The sequence below is a fragment of the Rouxiella sp. T17 genome (assembly GCF_036663475.1).
GTDB lineage: Bacteria > Pseudomonadota > Gammaproteobacteria > Enterobacterales > Enterobacteriaceae > Rouxiella.
This window is the reverse complement of the sequence record NZ_JAWUEA010000042.1, coordinates 12,398-29,301: the sequence shown is the minus strand read 5'-3', so window position 1 is coordinate 29,301 and position 16,904 is coordinate 12,398. Positions and strand designations below refer to the sequence as shown.

14 protein-coding genes are annotated in these 16,904 nt (G+C 51.3%); 10 read left to right on the top strand and 4 right to left on the bottom strand.

Going from position 1 to position 16,904, the window contains the following annotated elements; translation table 11 throughout:
- Nucleotides 1-158: 158 nt before the first annotated feature.
- Complete coding sequence (locus tag SC206_RS20775) at nt 159-1,451, top strand: alpha-hydroxy acid oxidase (RefSeq protein WP_332740876.1); 1,293 nt, start codon at nt 159-161, stop codon at nt 1,449-1,451.
- Nucleotides 1,438-2,142, top strand: coding sequence for a molybdate ABC transporter substrate-binding protein (locus SC206_RS20770; RefSeq protein WP_332740410.1), 705 nt, complete (start codon nt 1,438-1,440; stop codon nt 2,140-2,142). The genes SC206_RS20775 and SC206_RS20770 overlap by 14 nt, the downstream gene beginning before the upstream one ends.
- Here the strand turns inward: SC206_RS20770 and SC206_RS20765 are convergent.
- On the bottom strand, nt 2,139-3,173 hold the full coding sequence (locus tag SC206_RS20765; protein WP_332740408.1) for a LacI family DNA-binding transcriptional regulator: 1,035 nt from the start codon (nt 3,171-3,173) through the stop codon (nt 2,139-2,141). The genes SC206_RS20770 and SC206_RS20765 overlap by 4 nt on opposite strands.
- 331 nt (nt 3,174-3,504) lie before the next feature.
- On the opposite strand from SC206_RS20765, the gene SC206_RS20760 reads away from it, so the two are divergent.
- The 6 genes from SC206_RS20760 to SC206_RS20735 are packed head-to-tail and all read left to right on the top strand — an operon-like array spanning nt 3,505 to nt 10,420.
- Nucleotides 3,505-4,827, top strand: a complete 1,323-nt coding sequence (locus SC206_RS20760; protein WP_332740406.1) for an MFS transporter — start codon at nt 3,505-3,507, stop codon at nt 4,825-4,827.
- A gap of 26 nt (nt 4,828-4,853) precedes the next feature.
- A complete protein-coding gene (locus tag SC206_RS20755; protein WP_332740404.1) occupies nt 4,854-6,008 on the top strand; it encodes a lactonase family protein in 1,155 nt (384 codons plus the stop codon).
- 38 nt (nt 6,009-6,046) lie between these two features.
- Nucleotides 6,047-6,766 carry a hypothetical protein gene (locus SC206_RS20750; RefSeq protein ID WP_332740402.1) on the top strand — a complete coding sequence of 240 codons (720 nt, stop codon included), beginning with the start codon at nt 6,047-6,049 and terminating at the stop codon, nt 6,764-6,766.
- Between the two features lie 60 nt (nt 6,767-6,826).
- Nucleotides 6,827-8,248 (top strand): c-type cytochrome, encoded by a 1,422-nt coding sequence (locus SC206_RS20745; protein WP_332740400.1) that lies wholly within the window; start codon nt 6,827-6,829, stop codon nt 8,246-8,248.
- Complete coding sequence (locus SC206_RS20740) at nt 8,232-8,783, top strand: sugar dehydrogenase complex small subunit (RefSeq protein WP_332740398.1); 552 nt, start codon at nt 8,232-8,234, stop codon at nt 8,781-8,783. The genes SC206_RS20745 and SC206_RS20740 overlap by 17 nt, the downstream gene beginning before the upstream one ends.
- Complete coding sequence (locus SC206_RS20735) at nt 8,780-10,420, top strand: GMC family oxidoreductase (RefSeq protein ID WP_332740396.1); 1,641 nt, start codon at nt 8,780-8,782, stop codon at nt 10,418-10,420. The genes SC206_RS20740 and SC206_RS20735 overlap by 4 nt, the downstream gene beginning before the upstream one ends.
- Before the next feature lie 85 nt (nt 10,421-10,505).
- Here the strand turns inward: SC206_RS20735 and SC206_RS20730 are convergent, their stop codons facing one another.
- Nucleotides 10,506-11,648 (bottom strand): acyltransferase family protein, encoded by a 1,143-nt coding sequence (locus SC206_RS20730; RefSeq protein ID WP_332740874.1) that lies wholly within the window; start codon nt 11,646-11,648, stop codon nt 10,506-10,508.
- A 626-nt stretch (nt 11,649-12,274) separates the two neighbouring features.
- On the bottom strand, nt 12,275-13,033 hold the full coding sequence (gene cutC / locus SC206_RS20725; protein ID WP_332740394.1) for a copper homeostasis protein CutC: 759 nt from the start codon (nt 13,031-13,033) through the stop codon (nt 12,275-12,277).
- 109 nt (nt 13,034-13,142) lie between these two features.
- Between cutC and SC206_RS20720 the strand changes: the two genes are divergently transcribed.
- Nucleotides 13,143-14,285, top strand: a complete 1,143-nt coding sequence (locus SC206_RS20720; RefSeq protein ID WP_332740392.1) for a MalY/PatB family protein — start codon at nt 13,143-13,145, stop codon at nt 14,283-14,285.
- On the opposite strand, the gene SC206_RS20715 is transcribed toward SC206_RS20720, so the two are convergent.
- Entirely contained in the window at nt 14,282-14,842 is a 561-nt protein-coding gene (locus SC206_RS20715) for a VOC family protein (protein ID WP_332740872.1), read from the bottom strand. The genes SC206_RS20720 and SC206_RS20715 overlap by 4 nt on opposite strands.
- Nucleotides 14,843-15,150: 308 nt before the next feature.
- Between SC206_RS20715 and argS the strand changes: the two genes are divergently transcribed.
- Entirely contained in the window at nt 15,151-16,881 is a 1,731-nt protein-coding gene (argS, locus tag SC206_RS20710) for an arginine--tRNA ligase (RefSeq protein ID WP_332740390.1), read from the top strand.
- Nucleotides 16,882-16,904: the final 23 nt, after the last annotated feature.

The following is a 16,904-nucleotide window of genomic DNA, read 5'->3' as shown; positions in this document are numbered from 1 at the left end:
CACACCATCAATATTGTAAGCGCTTTCAAACCGCGGCTCATAAGAAACGTGATTTCATATGAAAGGCGGTTTCGCAAGAAAAGCGGTGTCGTAAGAAAGGCAGGTACGCGCTGTTATCTCAGACACTTTTTAATGAATAATGATTGTGAGAATGCATGATGACATCTTCTGCCAATGAATCCTCAATGAGCTCCGGGGTAAACGGCACCGTGGCTCCGCAAGAAAACCTCGCTGCTGCAACGCCAATCACGAAAAAATTGCCTCGCCATTTACGTGATTTACTGGCATTGCAAGACTTTGAGCGACACGCCCGCCGTCGCTTGCCCAACATGATTTATCAATATGTTGCCGGCGGCGTTGAAACTGGCCGTGGGATCCAGGGAAATTACGAAGCCTATCAACAATACGCTTTCGTGCCCCGCATGTTCCGCGACGTTTCTGGACGCAGTCAACGCGTCGAGCTGTTTGGTCACACTTATAATCATCCTTTTGGCATTGCGCCCTTGGGCGGTGCCTCTTTTGTGGCTTATCGCGCCGATATCTCTTTAGCCAAGGCGGCGCGTGCCATGAATACGCCCATGATATTGAGCGCGTCGTCGCTGATTCGGCTGGAAGATGTTTATGACGCCAACCCCAATGCGTGGTTTCAGGCCTATCTGGCAGGCGATCAGCCGCGCATCGACCGACTGGTAGAACGCGTCGCCAACGCAGGTTTTAAAACGCTGGTTGTCACGGGTGATACGCCGATGCTCGGCAACCGCGAGCACAATACGCGCAGCGGTTTTAGCATGCCCATCAAGCTTACCCCCAAAGTCTGTTTACAAAGCGCGATGAATCCACGCTGGCTGCTGGGTACCGTTGCCCAGACCTTCCTGCGTCACGGCGCGCCTCATTTCGAAAATACCGATGCCGAACGCGGGCCGCCGATGATGTCGAGTAAGGTGCGAAATACCCAGGCGCGCGACCAGCTGAGCTGGAAACACGTTGAAGCGATCCGCAAGAAGTGGAAAGGTAATCTGGTGGTGAAAGGATTAATGTCGCCGGAGGATACGTTTATCGCCCGCGATTTGGGCGTCGATGCCGTTATCCTGTCGAATCACGGCGGTCGTCAACTTGATTACACGGTGCCGCCTTTGCATACGTTACCCGAGATTGCCGCCAAGAAAGGCAATATGAAAGTTATCATCGACAGCGGTATTCGTCGTGGTACCGACGTGATGAAAGCGATGGCGCTTGGCGCTGACTTTACCTTTCTTGGCCGCCCTTTCCTGTACGGCGCGGTGATTGGCGGTCAGGCGGGAGTTGAACACGCCATGCACATTTTAAGAGATGAGATTGACCGCGATTTAGCCCTGATTGGTGTGCGATCGCCGGCAGAACTGCATGCCGGTTTTCTTCGTCGCGCGCCCTACTATTCCCAAGAATTACAAGGTGATAATGATGGTAAATAAGACTCGACTCCGCGTATTCAGTGCGCTCGCCGTTCGTGCTCCCTTTGTTTTATTGGAGCAGGAGTGGGGAAAAACCCACTCCGATATTTCACTGGAAATCGAGTGGAATCCAACCTCGGTCATTGAAAAGAAAATTGCTCAGGGCGAAACGGCTGACGCGGCAATTCTGACAAAGCCCGCGATGGATACACTGATCGAAGCCGGATTGATTAGCCCGACCAGCATCGTTGAACTGGTCGATTCACATATCGGCCTGGCCATGCTTCCTGATGCGACTGCACCGGATATTTCTACCACAGCGTTGTTGATCAAGGCCCTGCTTGCGGCCCGTTCGGTGGCCTATTCTCAGGGTGGCGCGAGCGGCATTTATCTCATTAAGTTGCTAGAATCTTTGGGGATTAAGGAGGAGTTTCTTTCACGAGCCACGGCGATCCCGGAAGGATTTAGCGCCACCAAACTGATTGACGGCTCCGCAGATATTGCTATCCAACAGATAAGCGAGCTGCTTTCGGTCGAGGGGGTAAAGGTGATTGGTCCACTGCCGAAAGAAGTGCAGAAAGTGACATCATTTCAGGCGGGTATTTTCAATCAGGCTGAACAACCGGCGGCAGCTTCAACGTTTCTTAATTATCTGCGATCGCAGCAGGCGCAAACAGAATATGAAAAGTTTGGCCTGCAAGTGAGAACCTAGCGCGCGTCGCGCGGTGCCGAGCCTGTGCTGCTACGAACAATCAGCTCGGGCTCCAGCAGCCACTGCTGTTTAACTGGCTGATTATTCAGCGTCGCCAGCAGGTATTCGGCGGCGCCGAGCCCTATTTGGTCAAGCTCGACACGCATCGTCGTTAACGGACGCTCAAGATGCTCAGCATATTCATAATCGTTAAATCCGGTAATGGAGATATCGTTTGGAATCCGCAGATAGCGCTCGCTGGCGGCCCGCATAGCGCCAAACGCCAGCATATCGTTACCGCAAATCACCGCCGTTGGCGGCTCAGGCCCATCAAGCAGGCCAAACAGCCCTTTACGCGCATCGTTAATACTAAACGCACATTCGACCAGATTGCTGTCAGGGAGCGTTAATCCCGCCGTCGCCAACACCTCACGTATGCCACGCAGGCGATCGTAAACACGATCGTTTGTCGGAGGCGTGCCTGCAATCACGCCAAATCTTTTATGCCCGAGTGAGAGCAGATGCTCGGTCACTCGCTTCGCAGCTTTAACACTGTCATAGCCGATACTCGGATAGTGCGTGTCGATTGAAAATGTCTGAATGCAGGGAATATTGTGCTTGGCAATTCGTTCCCACAAGCCGGGCTGATGGGTGTGCCCGACCAGCATTAACGCATCAATTCCGTACTCTATCAGCTTGTTAACTTCACGAAATTCGATATCAGGATCAAACTCCGAGTTTGCCAAGAGCAAGGTATACCCAGACTTGTGAATGTGATGCTGAAAAGCCGCGAGCGTGCGTGAAAATGTCTCTGTCGCCAACGTTGGAACCACCGCGCCGATGGTCATGCTGCGGCGCGAAGCCAGCGTGCGCGCGGCTCGGTTAATCACATAGCCTAACTCTTCACACGCGCGTTCTACAGCTTCGCGGCGCGATTGGCGCACGGTTGCGCTGCCGTTTAACACCCGCGAAACCGTTGCGGTCGAGACGCCAGAAAGCTTCGCGACATCCTCCAGTGAGGCCCTTCCCTGAGGGGAGATCTTATCTTGCATTGCCATGATCCCTATAAATTAGTGATGCCGTCCACAAAAATGAAAGACATCTGCCCCGCCATTTTGAAAGCGCTTACTTTTAGCTTGACTCATCTTTGTAATCGCTTACTTTTAACATCATGTTATCAGGAATAGCTTTCTAAGTTTACCTAATAATAACAGAACCGTTCCAGAGAAGGCCACTCTGCGGGCTGTTTGGCTGAAACACCCAGAGCAGAGTTTCTGACTAACAATGAACGAATCATTGCCCTACACCCTCTCTCGCTCATCTGTGAAACGGGTCAGAAAATCTTAAACCATTAATTGCACTAGGATAATAAAGGAATTCACCATGCGTAGATACCCTCGAATCCGCTGGATGATGATCGTATTTTGCTTCTTTGCCATCGCCATAAATTATATCGATCGCGTCAATCTTGCTATCGCCGCGCCGCATATCAAAAAAGACTTAGGGCTGGACGATGCCACCATGGGATTGATTCTCGGTGCCTTTTTCTGGACCTACGCCTTGATGCAAATTCCTGCCGGACGCCTGCTCGATCGCCTGGGCGCTCGAAAAGGATTGGCTATTGCCGTGGGTTGGTGGTCGCTGTTCACCGTCTTTACCGCGTTTGGCAAAGGTTTCTCCTCTCTGTTTATCTCGCGTCTACTTTTGGGCGTCGGCGAAGCGGGCGGGAATCCGGGTTCTGCCAAAGTCATTTCCAACTGGTTTCCCAAGAAGCAACGCGGTACGGCATCCGGAATATTTGATGCGGGTCCGCGCGCAGGTACGGCGATCGCCCTGCCGCTGGTGGCGTGGTTAATCAGCACCTGGGACTGGGAAACTTCGTTCGTGGTCACGGGAGGGATCGGTCTGGTCTGGGTCGTACTGTGGTTAGTGTTTTATCGCGAACCTGAAGATATGAAAGGCATTGACGAGCAGGAGCGGCAAAACCTGCTGGAAGATCGCGGTCAGGGTCACGTTGCGGGCGCAGAGAAGATAAAACTACGCACCCTTTTTGGCTACCGCAACATCTGGGGCATGATGATTGGCTTCTTCTGCATGAATTTTGCGACCTATTTCTTTGTCACCTGGTTCCCGACCTACCTCACGATGTCGCAGGGTTTTTCATTAAAAGAGCTCGGCACGTTGGGCGCTATTCCGGCATTAATGGGCATTCCGGGCAGCCTGATTGGCGGGTACTCGTCTGACTGGTTGTACCGTAAAGGTTTTAGCCTCACCGCGGCGCGCAAAACCTGCCTGATTGCGGGAATGGTGCTCTCCTCAGTAATCGCTCTGGCCGCTTTCACCAACGATATCGCCATCATTCTGACCCTCTTCTCTCTGACTTACGCCGGTTTGGCGTTTACCGCGGCGAATATCTGGACCCTGCCCGCTGACGTCGCGACAAGCTCCAACTATGTCGCCACGATCGGCGGAATTCAAAGTTTTGCCGGTAACCTTGCGGGCATTGTGACGGCCTCATTCACCGGGATTATGGTGGGCTTGAATAATGGCTCTTTCGTGGTGCCACTGTGCGTCGCCGGAGGAATTTGCCTGATTGGCGCACTCAACTTTATGTTTGTGTTAGGAAAAATCGAGCCATTAAACACGCCGAAAGATAAACCTGAATCTGGCGACTCGACGTCTCAACAACGGGCTTCCCAATCTTGAACCAGCAATATCAACAGGAGCGAGCAATGAAGAAGAGTTTATGCGCAATGACACTGATGTCGATGATGGCGGTAACGGGCGCCGCCAACGCCCAAAGTTTTGTTTATGTGTCCAACGCGACCAGTGGCACGGTGACCGCGTACACCCTCGATAAAAGTGCCAAGAAGCTTGCTGTCAATGGCACTTATCCTGCGGGCGAAGGGGCGATGTCCTCCGTGGTTTCTGCCGATAAAAAAACGCTGTACGTCTCTATTCGCAGCAAACCTTACCACGTGGCTGCGTTTAAAATTCTTGAAGACGGTAAGTTAGAAAAGGCGGGCGACACGCCGCTACCCGAAAGCATGGCGTATTTATCAACGGATAAGAGCGGGAAATTCCTGCTGAGCGCCTCTTACGGTGGCGACCTGTTCGCGATAAACCGAATCGCCGCCGACGGCAAAGTGGAAACGCCTCCGGTGCAGGTGGTGCACACGGGTAAACGCGCGCACGCCATTCAGGTTGATCCTTCAAATCACTATTTATACGTCACGCTGCTGGGTGCCGACCAGCTGCTTCAATTTCATTTTGATCCACAGACCGGCAAGGTCACGCCCAACGACCCTGCTTTCGTGAATATTGAAAAAGAGGCGGCAACCGGCCCGCGTCACTTTGTTTTGGCCCCGAAGCTGGATAACCAAGGCAAGCAGAATATGTACATCCTGACGGAGATGGCAGGCAACATTAAGCGCCTCAGCATGAACACAGACGGCACTTTTACCCCTCAGGAAGATATCGCGTCAATTTCTCCAGAAGATCAGCAATCGATGCAGCGAGGAGAAGCGCGTCCGCTGACCGGCGATGACAACCTTCCGCCAACTTATAAGCCGCGAATTTGGCAGGCCGATATTCACATCACGCCGGATGGCAAATTCCTTTATTCGACCGAACGCACCAACAGCACGCTTTCTTCATTCTCCATCGACCCAACGGATGGTCATTTAACCTATTTGCAAAGTATTAACACTGAGAAGCAGCCGCGCGGTTTCGCTATCGACCATACGGGCAGTTTCCTTATCGAATCCGGCCAAAAATCGACCGAGCTTTCTCTCTACTCCATTGATAAATCGAATGGAAAACTCACTCAGTTAGGGCAATCGCCTACTGGCCAAGGTGCAAACTGGGTCACGTTTGTCGAGCAATAAAACCACTGTTTAAAGTAGAAATTTTTAAAGGTAATGTTATGAAATATCTAAAATTAAGCTCCCTTTCTTTGCTTGCCAGCCTGAACGTCTTCCCCCTCGTGATACCGTCGGCGAGTTTTGCGGCAGAGAAAGAGCCGGTTGTGGCAACCAACCTTGAACCCGATCACCACGTTATTCTCGAGAATCAATACGTCACGGTGATGCGCGTGATGATCCCGCCTGGACAATCCACGCTGTTCCACGAGCAGCACCTTGACTATGTGAATACCCACATCGACGGCAGTCCGGTACGCGCAAGTTATCCAGACAAACCGGTAAAAGATTTCGAGATGAAGTCGGGTAATGTGAAATTTGGCAACCATCAGGGTCACTCCGAGGTGGATAAGATTACCAATACCGGCACTACCCTCAATATGCAAATCGCCTTTGAAATCAAGCAGGCAGGCCCGCTCGGCTTTGGCGGCTCATCTCGCCCCGCCCTTCCTGCCTTCCAGCAGGTATTGGATGCCAAATCGGTAAAAGGCTGGAAAGTCACCCTGCAGCCGGGTGAAAGCAGTCACCTTTACACCCAGAAAGGTCCGGGCGTGAGAATTTTCTTCACCGAAGGGCGCGTGCTTGAGGCGATCCCTGACCGCCCGAATCGCAATAAAGAAACCTGGGTGCATAAAGGTGATGCAATGTTAACCGCCGCGGGTCCTGTAGAAATTATCAACGGCGGCGATACCCCCCTCATCTTTAATGACTACGAATTGCAGTAAATCCTGTCACACCATAATAAAAAAAATTTACCTGATTGATATTTTTATAGGAGCAATATCGTGAGAAGACGCTATCTGTCTCTTGCGATGAGCATGCTTTTTGCAACCGCCTTCGGCGCGGTTGCCGCGGACAATTCGAGTCCACAGGCACTCATTGCAAAGGGAGAGTATCTGGCCATTGCGGCCGACTGCGGCGCATGTCATACGCCACCCAAAGAGGGGGCGGCGATGTCAGGAGGCTATGCCATTCAGTCGCCGTTGGGGACGGTTTTCGCCAGTAATATTACGCCATCAAAAGTGGCGGGAATTGGAAATTACACGGAGCAGGATTTTGCGCGCGCCGTGAGAGACGGGATTAACAAGCAGGGACAATATCTTTATCCGGCAATGCCATACACCTCGTATTCGCGCATTACCGACGCGGATATTCACGCGCTTTACGCCTATTTCATGCACGGCGTTGCGGCGGTTGATCGCCCCGCGCCTCAGACTCATCTCCCGTTCCCGTTCAATATTCGCAGCTCGATGGCACTGTGGAACACGCTGTTTTCCAACAATAAACCGTTTATTGCTGAAAAAAGCGCCTCGCAGGAGATTAACCGCGGAAACTATTTGGTCAACGCGTTGGCACACTGTGATACCTGCCATACGCCACGCATTGCCCTGATGGGGCAAGAGGACAGCAAGGCGCTTTCCGGCGGCAGTCTCGGCAGCTGGTATGCGCCTAATATCACACCCGATAAAACGTCAGGAATTGGCGGTTGGTCGAGTGACAATCTCGCGCATTATTTGAAAACGGGCCACGTTGCAGGTAAAGCACAGGCCGCCGGACCGATGGCCGAAGCCGTAGAACACAGTTTGCAGCATCTTTCCGACGCGGACATCAACGCCATCGTCGCTTATTTGCAGCAACTTCCCGCCATTAAAAATACGGCAATGAATAGTGGCGAGAGCAAGTCCCGTGACAGCTATGGCGCAGCCTCGAACACCGAACAGCAAATGCGCGGCGATGTCGCTACGGCCGATCCCGGCTGGAAAATTTACAGCGGCAGCTGCGCCAACTGTCATCAGGCCAACGGCGAAGGCACCTCTTACTACCCTTCTCTGTTCCACAATAGCGCCACGGGCGCAGACGATCCGAGCAATCTGGTTTCCGCTATCGTTAACGGCGTACACCGGAATGTGAACGGTCAGCAAATTGATATGCCGGCTTTTGGTCCAGACGCTAACTTCACCGTACGACTGACCGATCGACAGATTGCCGACGTCAGCAACTATGTTCTTAAGACCTACGGCAATCCAAAGGTCAGCGTTACCGCCGCGCAGGTCAAAGAGATCCGTGAGGGAGGGCCAAAACCGCTGTTGGCAAAACTGACCGCGCCGTCGGTGATGATAGGCGCTGTGGTTGTCGTGGTGCTGATTCTGGCGCTGCTCCTGCTGTGGGCAAGTAAAAGAAGGAAAAAACATGTCGCAAGAAAATAGCCAGCCAGGCGCGATGAGCCGCCGTAACGTCCTTCAGGGGATCGGCATTCTCTCGCTGAGTGCCTTGACGGCCTCTTTCTTTCCCGCCATCAAAGCGCAGGCACAGGAGATGAACCGCAGCGGTTTCGTCGAGACGTCTGCTTTTCTGGTCAGCCGCGCGGTCAATCCCGTGTTGGCCCAGCGTTATTACCCGTCACTGATAAAGAACGCATCAATAAAGAATGGCGCAGATTTCGCCAGCCAACTCGCGGCGCTAACCCAATATATCAACAGCAATCACTTTGCGCATATGGATGACTTTATCGCCAGCACAAAACCTGACGATGCCCACTTTATAACCGCTACCCGCATCGTCTCGGCCTGGTATACCGGCGTGGTCGGTGACGATGAAAACATGGAATTAATTGCCTACGCCGACGCCATGATGTACCTGCCAACAAAGGGCGTTCTTGTGATCCCGACTTACGGATTGGGACCTGATACCTGGGGCAGCAAGCCTGTTTCCCCCCCGTCAAATAAAGGGAGCAATGTATGAGTAATAAACCAGTTGATGCCGATGTCATCGTCATTGGTTCGGGCGTGATGGGCGGTCTGGTTGCCCACCAGCTGGCGAAAGCGGGAAAATCGGTGATCATTATTGAAGCGGGTCCTCGCGTAAAACGTGAAGAGATTGTGGAACGTTTCAGGGACGCGCCGATGAAAATGTCGCTGACCAACATGAAGCTTCAGGGTGTCGGCTCGCCCTACCCTAATCCGCCCCACATTCCCTCAACCTATGGCCCTTATTTACAGCAAATGGGGCCGATTAAATATCCGACCAAATATCTGCGCGTGGTTGGCGGCACCACCTGGCACTTTGGCTCGGCGCTGTGGCGAATGATCCCTAATGATTTCAAGCTGCAAAGTCTCTACGGACACGGCCGCGACTGGCCTTTTGGCTACGACGAGCTGGAGCCGTGGTACGGACGTGCCGAACATGAATTGGGCGTGTCGGGTATGGACGGTCAGGATGAAAGCGGTCAGGGAGGCAAGCCGTGGCCACCTCGCTCGACGCCTTTTCCGATGAAAGGACTAACGCCGAGCTACATGTTTACCCGTCTGGCGGAACTGCTGCAAAAAGGTGATTTTTACCCGGTTTATGAACCCAACGGCCGCGCTACCCGCCCCTACGGCGAACGCCCTATCTGTGCCGGAAATAATAACTGCAATCCGGTCTGCCCGATCGGGGCAAAATATGATGGCACGGTTCACATTGATTTGGCCGAGCGAAGTGGCGCAAAACTGCTCGACAACTCGGTGGTCTACAAAATTGATGCGGATGACAGCGGAAAAATCGTCGGGGTTTGGTACAAAAAACCCGACAGTTCCGAGCATTACCTGACCGCCAACTATTTTGTGTTGGCGGCCTACGGCATTGAGTCGCCAAAACTCTTGTTAATGTCGACCTCTTCTCGCTATCCAAACGGTATTGCCAACGGTTCCGATCAGGTGGGTCGCAATCTGATGGGCCATACCGGTATCAGCATGAATATTATGATGAATGAGGACGTGTGGCCGGGTCAGGGGCCCACCGAGCTGCTGGTTTACCTTAATAATCGCGATGGCGCGCAGCGCAAGGATATTCCGAGCTATAAAACCAAGGTGCGTAACACGGTGCCAACGGCTGATTTCGCGGCAACGCTGATAGCAAAAGGCGTATTAGGTTCCAAACTGGATGAGGAGTTGCAGCGTACTTCCGCGCGTTCGCTTAACTTTGCCGTCGATATTGAGACCTTGCCCTTGCCAGAGAATCGCATCGTGCCGAGTAAAACCAAAACTGACGGCATCGGGCTGCCGGTTCCGGAAATTCACTATAATGTCACCGATTATTGGCAAGCCGGCAAAGAGGCCGCATTGAAAGATTTTACGAAAATCGCCACGCTTTTAAATGCAGAAGTCTTGAAAATCGACACGGGTTATCAGGACAGACAGCACATCATGGGCACGACAATCATGGGTGAGGATTCTAAAAACTCGGTGGTCGATAGCAACTGCAAAACTCACGATCATCCCAATCTTTTTATTGCAGGAACATCGGTCATGCCTTCTGCATCCTGCATGAATCCAACATTAACAGGTGCCGCTTTAAGCCTGCGACTCGCGGATCATCTCTTGAATGTGGTGAAGGTTTAGCTTTCTGGTGAATAAAAAAGCCCCGACAAAATTTCGAGAGAAATTAACGTCGGGGCCTAAATTTTTCTGATAAATTCAACTCATGCTACACAATCTTTTTCCCGATGCTTATACACTTTTTCTCAATCGTTATGAATAGGGTATAAGAAAGGATTAAAACTATAGCAAAGGCAATTATCACTGAGATAGGATAATTTACATTATGACCGGTCAGAAAACGTATTATGCAATACCCAATAATTGAATGAAGCGCATAAAATGAATAGCTTACGTTTGACAAAAACGAAATCATTCTTGTTTTTATAAAGTGTTCACGCAACAAATAAGCACCAATAAAGAACAGATAGCCATAGAAATAGTTGGCTCCGCTGGCAATAAACTGATTCTGCTGAGGACCAATACGCCATGACATTGCAAAGCAGATTGCCACGATGACTGAAGATGACAGAAACTCCGGAATAGTAATTTTCTTTGAGTGCATTAAGTTAATAAGAATACCCAAAAACATGAAAGAAGCATAAGTCAATTCAATCTTTAGAGCATCAAATGAGAACCCTCCCACCTCATTACTTCCTATATTCATATTTCGGGTAAAACTCACGACTAAATATATAAAAAATGGAATTGATACAATTCGCATCACATGGCCATTTCGTATCGATGAATAAACCAGTAAGCAGATCAGATAGAATTTGACCTCAATCGAGAGAGTCCAATTGACATAATCTATGCTTTCATAATTTAGAAGAGAGGACGTCAGTGTGATATTAGAGATAAACCGAACCAATGAAATTGATAACTCAGATCCCCAATAAGCATGACTGACTATAGTAAACAGCAGCATCAAAAAAGAGCAAGCAATATATGTTGGGTAAATCCTAACCAATCGAGAGGCGATATAACCCGTTTTAGACTTATTTTTCAATGAGTAAGGAATTACAAAACCACTTATTAAGAAAAAAATTGAAACACCAAACGGGCCGAAATTAAAATAGGGTAAAGGCGGTAACAGAGATTTATAAATATCAGGATCACCTAAAAGTATTTTAGGCGCGCCTGTAACGACACTTATAAAGGCGGAATTAAGCGAATAAATACCTAGCCAATGGACAACAACTACGCAAAGGAATGCGAATGCCCTTAATTGATCGGCGAAAATGACTTTGCCTACTGAAGCCGTACTTGTTGATAATACAGACTTTTCAATATGCAATTTTGAAATATTCATTTCAGACACGGTATACCCCATAGAGTGCCATTTATGCTTTTCCAAGATATCAACATCTATACACAGCCAAGGAGGCATAAGATCGTTTTGTGTTGTTTTGGTAGGAACTTTCCGATAATTAAATTATTGTAAATATTGAATCTGGAAAACACCAGTAAATCTTAATGATTATGTGTGCTTGATTAAACTTTTTTAAGGCCAATAAAGCTGATACGAAATAAATCAATTAGTTATGCAAAAGCATGCGAAAATAGCAGCCCCATGTATATATAGCGTTGTTACACAGTTAAACCTTTATGTATGAAGTCTTAACCTGACACTTTTCTTCTTTTTAAAATCAATACCGTCTGCTGCACATCAAACTTCAACTTTCGCGCATTTCAATAAATATCTATTTTGCTGTTATAACGTTGCACTATTTTGCGGTCGTGTTTAATGGACCTACGAACGGCTCAAGCAGTAACAAAGTGTTCAAGAAGTACCCCCTACAGCCCCCCATCACTGTAACCATATGATATGTATAAAAAAAGCCCCGACAAAGTGACGGGGCCTGGTACTTGCGCAGGGCGGCGCAAAAGGGTCCGGAGACCCAAAAACTGGGGTTTGAGGGAGTCAGTCAGGCGGGTTTACGCCGACTGACTCACAGGATCGTCAAAATTAAGCGCGTTTTTCATAGCGGCGACAATGTCACCATCAACGCAATAACGGCTGAACTCGTCGAAATCGGTGTCAGAACTCATGGTGACACCAGCTTTTCGATAGCGCATCGCGGATAACACCTGCCGACCCGCCGAGCTGTGCAGCTCCGTTAAGCCAATATCGACAAACTTCTGAAGATTGGTTAAACGAACGCCTGCACCCGCCATAATGATTGGACCGCGGGTCAGATTGTTAAGTTCCTTCAACATTGAAATTCCGACCTCGGCATTTTGTTGCTGTCCCGAGGTCAAAATGCGCGCCACGCCAAGCTGAGTCAGTTGCTCAAGCGCGACCTTTGGATTCACGCACATGTCGAAAGCGCGGTGGAAAGTGACCTGCATTTCGCCGCACAGCGCCATGACTTCCCACATGCGCGGCACGTCGATATGTCCCTCGGCGTCAAGCATGCCGACCACCACGCCCGGGAAGCCCAAATCGCGGATGCAGGCGACGTCACTTTTCAGCACCTCGAATTCACTCTGGCTATAGCAAAAATCGCCACCGCGCGGCCTGACGATAGGATGTACCGGAATGCCCACCTTCTCTTTTGCCAGCTTTAACGTGCCGTAGCTTGGAGTAATGCCGCCGTCGGCCTGACTCGCACAAAGTTCGACGCGATCTGCTCCGGCAAGCTCCGCCGTTAACGCGCAGTCCACGCTATAACAACACACCTCTAACTTTGTCATGCTTTCTCCTGTTTATCGCCTCATGCTACAACACTTGTTTGTAAGGGGCTATGTCGCGTAGGCTCATGCTTGAGCACTCTGTCCATTCGCCTGCATGGAAAAGCTAACTATGACATTCAATTTTGATCATTGGGTCGACCGCAGTCACACCGATAGCGTTAAATGGCATAAATATCGCGATAAAGACGTCATTCCGTTATGGGTGGCCGACACCGACTTTACTTCACCGCCGTGTGTTATCAGCGCGTTGCAAGCACGTGTCGCAGAAGGCGTGTTTGGTTACGGCTTTGCGCCGCCCGCGTTAATCTCTTTAGTGGTGGCACGTCTTCGCGAACGTTACGATTGGACGATAAAACCTGAATGGATTGTCTGGTTGCCCGGATTAGTCTGCGGGCTGAACCTTGCGGTGCGCACCTGCACCACGCCGGAGGAGCGCAGCATTCTGCCCTCTCCGCTTTATCCGCCGTTTATGCAGGCCGCGCTTTCTGAAGGTCGGCGCTATCTCGCCGTGCCAGCGCAAAATGTGGATAACCGTTGGGTCACCGATTTTAAAACGTGTGAATCTTCACTCGAGGGCAATGAAAAGCTGCTGATGCTGTGTAACCCGTATAATCCGGGCGGGACGGTTTATCGCCGCGAGGAGCTTCAAGCGCAGCTCGATTTTGCCCAGCGTCACGATTTATTCGTGTGCAGCGATGAAATTCACTGCGACCTGATTCTCGAGCCGGGCTGCGAGCACATTCCTTTTGCATCTCTAAATGAAGACGCGGCCCAGCGCAGCATTACGCTGATGTCACCTTCAAAAACCTTTAATCTTGCGGGACTCGGCGCGTCGATGGCGATAATTCCCAACGATCGGCTGCGCCACAAATTCGCCCACACGGCGCGCGGAATTGTGCCGCACGTCAATGTGTTAGCCTACGTTGCCGCGACGGCGGCCTATGCCGAAGGTGACAGCTGGTTACAGGCGCAACTGGAGTATCTGCGCGGCAATCGCGATTTGGCTTTCGCGCGCATTAATGCCATGCCGGGCTTAACCTTGCTGCCGATGGAAGGCACTTATCTTGGCTGGATTGACGCCAGCGCCGCCGAGCTTGACTCGCCTTATCGCTTCTTTTTAGCGGCGGGCGTGGGGCTGTCGGATGGACGAGATTTTGGCAACCCGCAGTTCGTCAGAATAAATTTAGGTTGCCAAAGGGCGTTGCTGGAAAAGGCGCTGGATCGCATGGCAGCCGCGCTCGCCGCCCGTTAGCGTTCGCTAGCGACCACGTCACGCAGGCTGTGTGGATGAAACTTGATGGTAATTGAACCATCGGTGATAGCCAGCGTCGGGTTAGGCACTCTTTCATTTTCGCCTTTTGGCGAACTTTGCTTGAGCTTAATGCCCGGTGCGACCAGCGCTTCATCCGCCAGCTGGGCCAGCGCGCGGGCATAAAATCCTTCCGCCCCGCCGCTCAGCACTAATTCGACGTGTTCCCAGCCTTCGTGCGGATAACGTTTGTCACCCGGATACGGCAGCTCGACGAGATCGATAGACCAAGGTCCGACAGGCAGAGATTCCGGCAGATCGAACAGGCAAATCGGGCGGCCGTTGATTTGTGTTTCATTAAGCAATGACCCGCACTGCATAAAGCCCTGTCGCCAGCGATCGGCGGTGGTATTTTGATGACAGCGTACCGAAATGTGATCGGCCTCGAAATCGGCAAGGTTTAATTGCAATTTCTGCGCGAAAGCCTTCAGCAACTGATTAAAACGCGGCAGGTCTGCCACCAGGTCTTGTAATTCCGCAACGGCGGTAAAGTTTGTCATCATTTATTCTCTCTGCGTGGCCGGGCGCTTAATTTACACAACTCACCGTCGCGTTGCCAGTTTGCAACGGCTTATTTCTGCTGCTCTTTTTGACTCTCTTTAGCAACAAACGCGCGCGGTATCGCGGGGATATTACCGGACGCGATACTGACTCAAGTGCCCTATTATGATATAAAAGCCCATCAATTTAGTCAGGCGTCGACAATGGGACAATAAATGCTCAATGTCCGGCCGTGGCAGTTTATCTGTAGGCACCTTTGCGGTGCTCCAAATTTAGTCATTTAAGTTTAGTCATTTAAGGTAATCCGGTGAATATACAGGCCCTTCTCACAGAAAAAGTACGCCAGGCACTCGTTGCCGCAGGTGCCCCGTCGGACTGCGAGCCACAGGTTCGTCAGTCTGCAAAAGCGCAGTTTGGTGACTATCAGGCCAATGGCGTGATGTCCGTCGCGAAATCGTTGGGAATGCCGCCACGACAACTGGCAGAAAAGGTGTTGGCGCTGTTGGATCTCTCCGGTATTGCGTCTAAAACCGAGATTGCCGGTCCGGGCTTTATCAATATTTTCCTCGATGCCGGTTTTGTGGCTGCCAATGCCGACGCCGCGCTGGCCGACCCTAAACTGGGTATTTCGCCTGTCGAGCAGCAAACTATCGTTATTGACTACTCTGCGCCAAATGTCGCGAAAGAGATGCACGTCGGCCACGTTCGCTCCACCATTATTGGTGATGCGGCGGCGCGTACCAACGAGTTGCTGGGCCATAAAGTCATTCGCGCCAACCACGTGGGTGACTGGGGTACGCAGTTCGGCATGCTGATTGCCTATCTCGAAAAAGTGCAGAATGAAAATGCCGCCGAGATGAACCTCTCCGACCTCGAAGAGTTCTATCGCGCCGCCAAGAAAAATTACGACGAAGACGAAGAGTTTGCTCTGCGCGCGCGTAGCTACGTGGTGAAACTGCAAGGCGGCGACGAATACTGCCTGCAAATGTGGCGCAAGCTGGTCGACGTGACCATGAAGCAGAACCAAATCACCTACGATCGCCTGAATGTGACGCTGACGCGCGACGACGTAATGGGTGAAAGCCTGTACAACAGCATGCTGCCGGGCATCGTTTCAGACTTGCAGGATAAAGGTCTGGCGGTGGACAGCGAAGGTGCGGTCGTGGTTTACCTTGACGAGTACAAGAATAAAGATGGCGACCCGATGGGCGTGATCATCCGTAAAAAAGATGGCGGCTATCTTTACACCACTACCGACATCGCCTGCGCCAAGTATCGTTACGAAACGCTCGGCGCCGATCGCGTGCTTTATTACATCGACTCCCGTCAGCATCAGCACCTCATGCAGGCGTGGACCATCGTGCGTAAAGCGGGTTATGTGCCTGATTCCGTTGCGCTTGAGCACCACGCGTTTGGCATGATGCTCGGCAAGGACGGTCGTCCGTTCAAAACTCGCTCCGGCGGCACTATCAAGCTTTCCGACCTGCTGGACGAAGCGATTGTGCGTGCGCGTGAACTGATCCTGTCGAAAAACCCGGATCTGCCACAGGACGAGCTTGAGAAGCTGGTTAACGCCGTCGGTATCGGCGCGATTAAATACGCCGACCTGTCGAAAAGCCGCACCACCGATTACATCTTCGACTGGGACAACATGCTGGCTTTCGAAGGCAACACCGCGCCTTACATGCAGTATGCCTACACTCGCGTGGCGTCAATCTTTAAGCGTGCCGACATTAATGTCGACAGCCTGACGCAGCCGATGGTGCTGACCGAATCGCGTGAAACCACCCTCGCAACGCGCCTGTTGCAGTTCGAAGAAGTGCTGACCACTGTCGCTCGCGAAGGCACGCCGCACACCATGTGCGCTTACCTTTACGACGTGGCCGGCCTGTTCTCCGGCTTCTACGAAGACTGCCCGATCCTGAACGCTGAAGACGAAACCGTGCGTAATAGCCGCCTGAAACTGGCGCTGCTGACTCAAAGAACGTTGAAAACGGGTCTGGATACACTGGGCATCGAAACCGTCGAACGTATGTAACGGTTTAATAGTTAATGTTTAAA

What these genes read in the sequence shown, in the direction of transcription:
- SC206_RS20775 (WP_332740876.1), top strand. Translation starts at nt 159, where the DNA reads ATGACATCTTCTGCCAATGAATCCTCAATGAGCTCCGGGGTAAACGGC.
- SC206_RS20770 (WP_332740410.1), top strand. Translation starts at nt 1,438, where the DNA reads ATGATGGTAAATAAGACTCGACTCCGCGTATTCAGTGCGCTCGCCGTT.
- SC206_RS20765 (WP_332740408.1), bottom strand. Translation starts at nt 3,173, where the DNA reads ATGCAAGATAAGATCTCCCCTCAGGGAAGGGCCTCACTGGAGGATGTC.
- SC206_RS20760 (WP_332740406.1), top strand. Translation starts at nt 3,505, where the DNA reads ATGCGTAGATACCCTCGAATCCGCTGGATGATGATCGTATTTTGCTTC.
- SC206_RS20755 (WP_332740404.1), top strand. Translation starts at nt 4,854, where the DNA reads ATGAAGAAGAGTTTATGCGCAATGACACTGATGTCGATGATGGCGGTA.
- SC206_RS20750 (WP_332740402.1), top strand. Translation starts at nt 6,047, where the DNA reads ATGAAATATCTAAAATTAAGCTCCCTTTCTTTGCTTGCCAGCCTGAAC.
- SC206_RS20740 (WP_332740398.1), top strand. Translation starts at nt 8,232, where the DNA reads ATGTCGCAAGAAAATAGCCAGCCAGGCGCGATGAGCCGCCGTAACGTC.
- SC206_RS20735 (WP_332740396.1), top strand. Translation starts at nt 8,780, where the DNA reads ATGAGTAATAAACCAGTTGATGCCGATGTCATCGTCATTGGTTCGGGC.
- SC206_RS20730 (WP_332740874.1), bottom strand. Translation starts at nt 11,648, where the DNA reads ATGAATATTTCAAAATTGCATATTGAAAAGTCTGTATTATCAACAAGT.
- cutC (WP_332740394.1), bottom strand. Translation starts at nt 13,033, where the DNA reads ATGACAAAGTTAGAGGTGTGTTGTTATAGCGTGGACTGCGCGTTAACG.
- SC206_RS20720 (WP_332740392.1), top strand. Translation starts at nt 13,143, where the DNA reads ATGACATTCAATTTTGATCATTGGGTCGACCGCAGTCACACCGATAGC.
- SC206_RS20715 (WP_332740872.1), bottom strand. Translation starts at nt 14,842, where the DNA reads ATGACAAACTTTACCGCCGTTGCGGAATTACAAGACCTGGTGGCAGAC.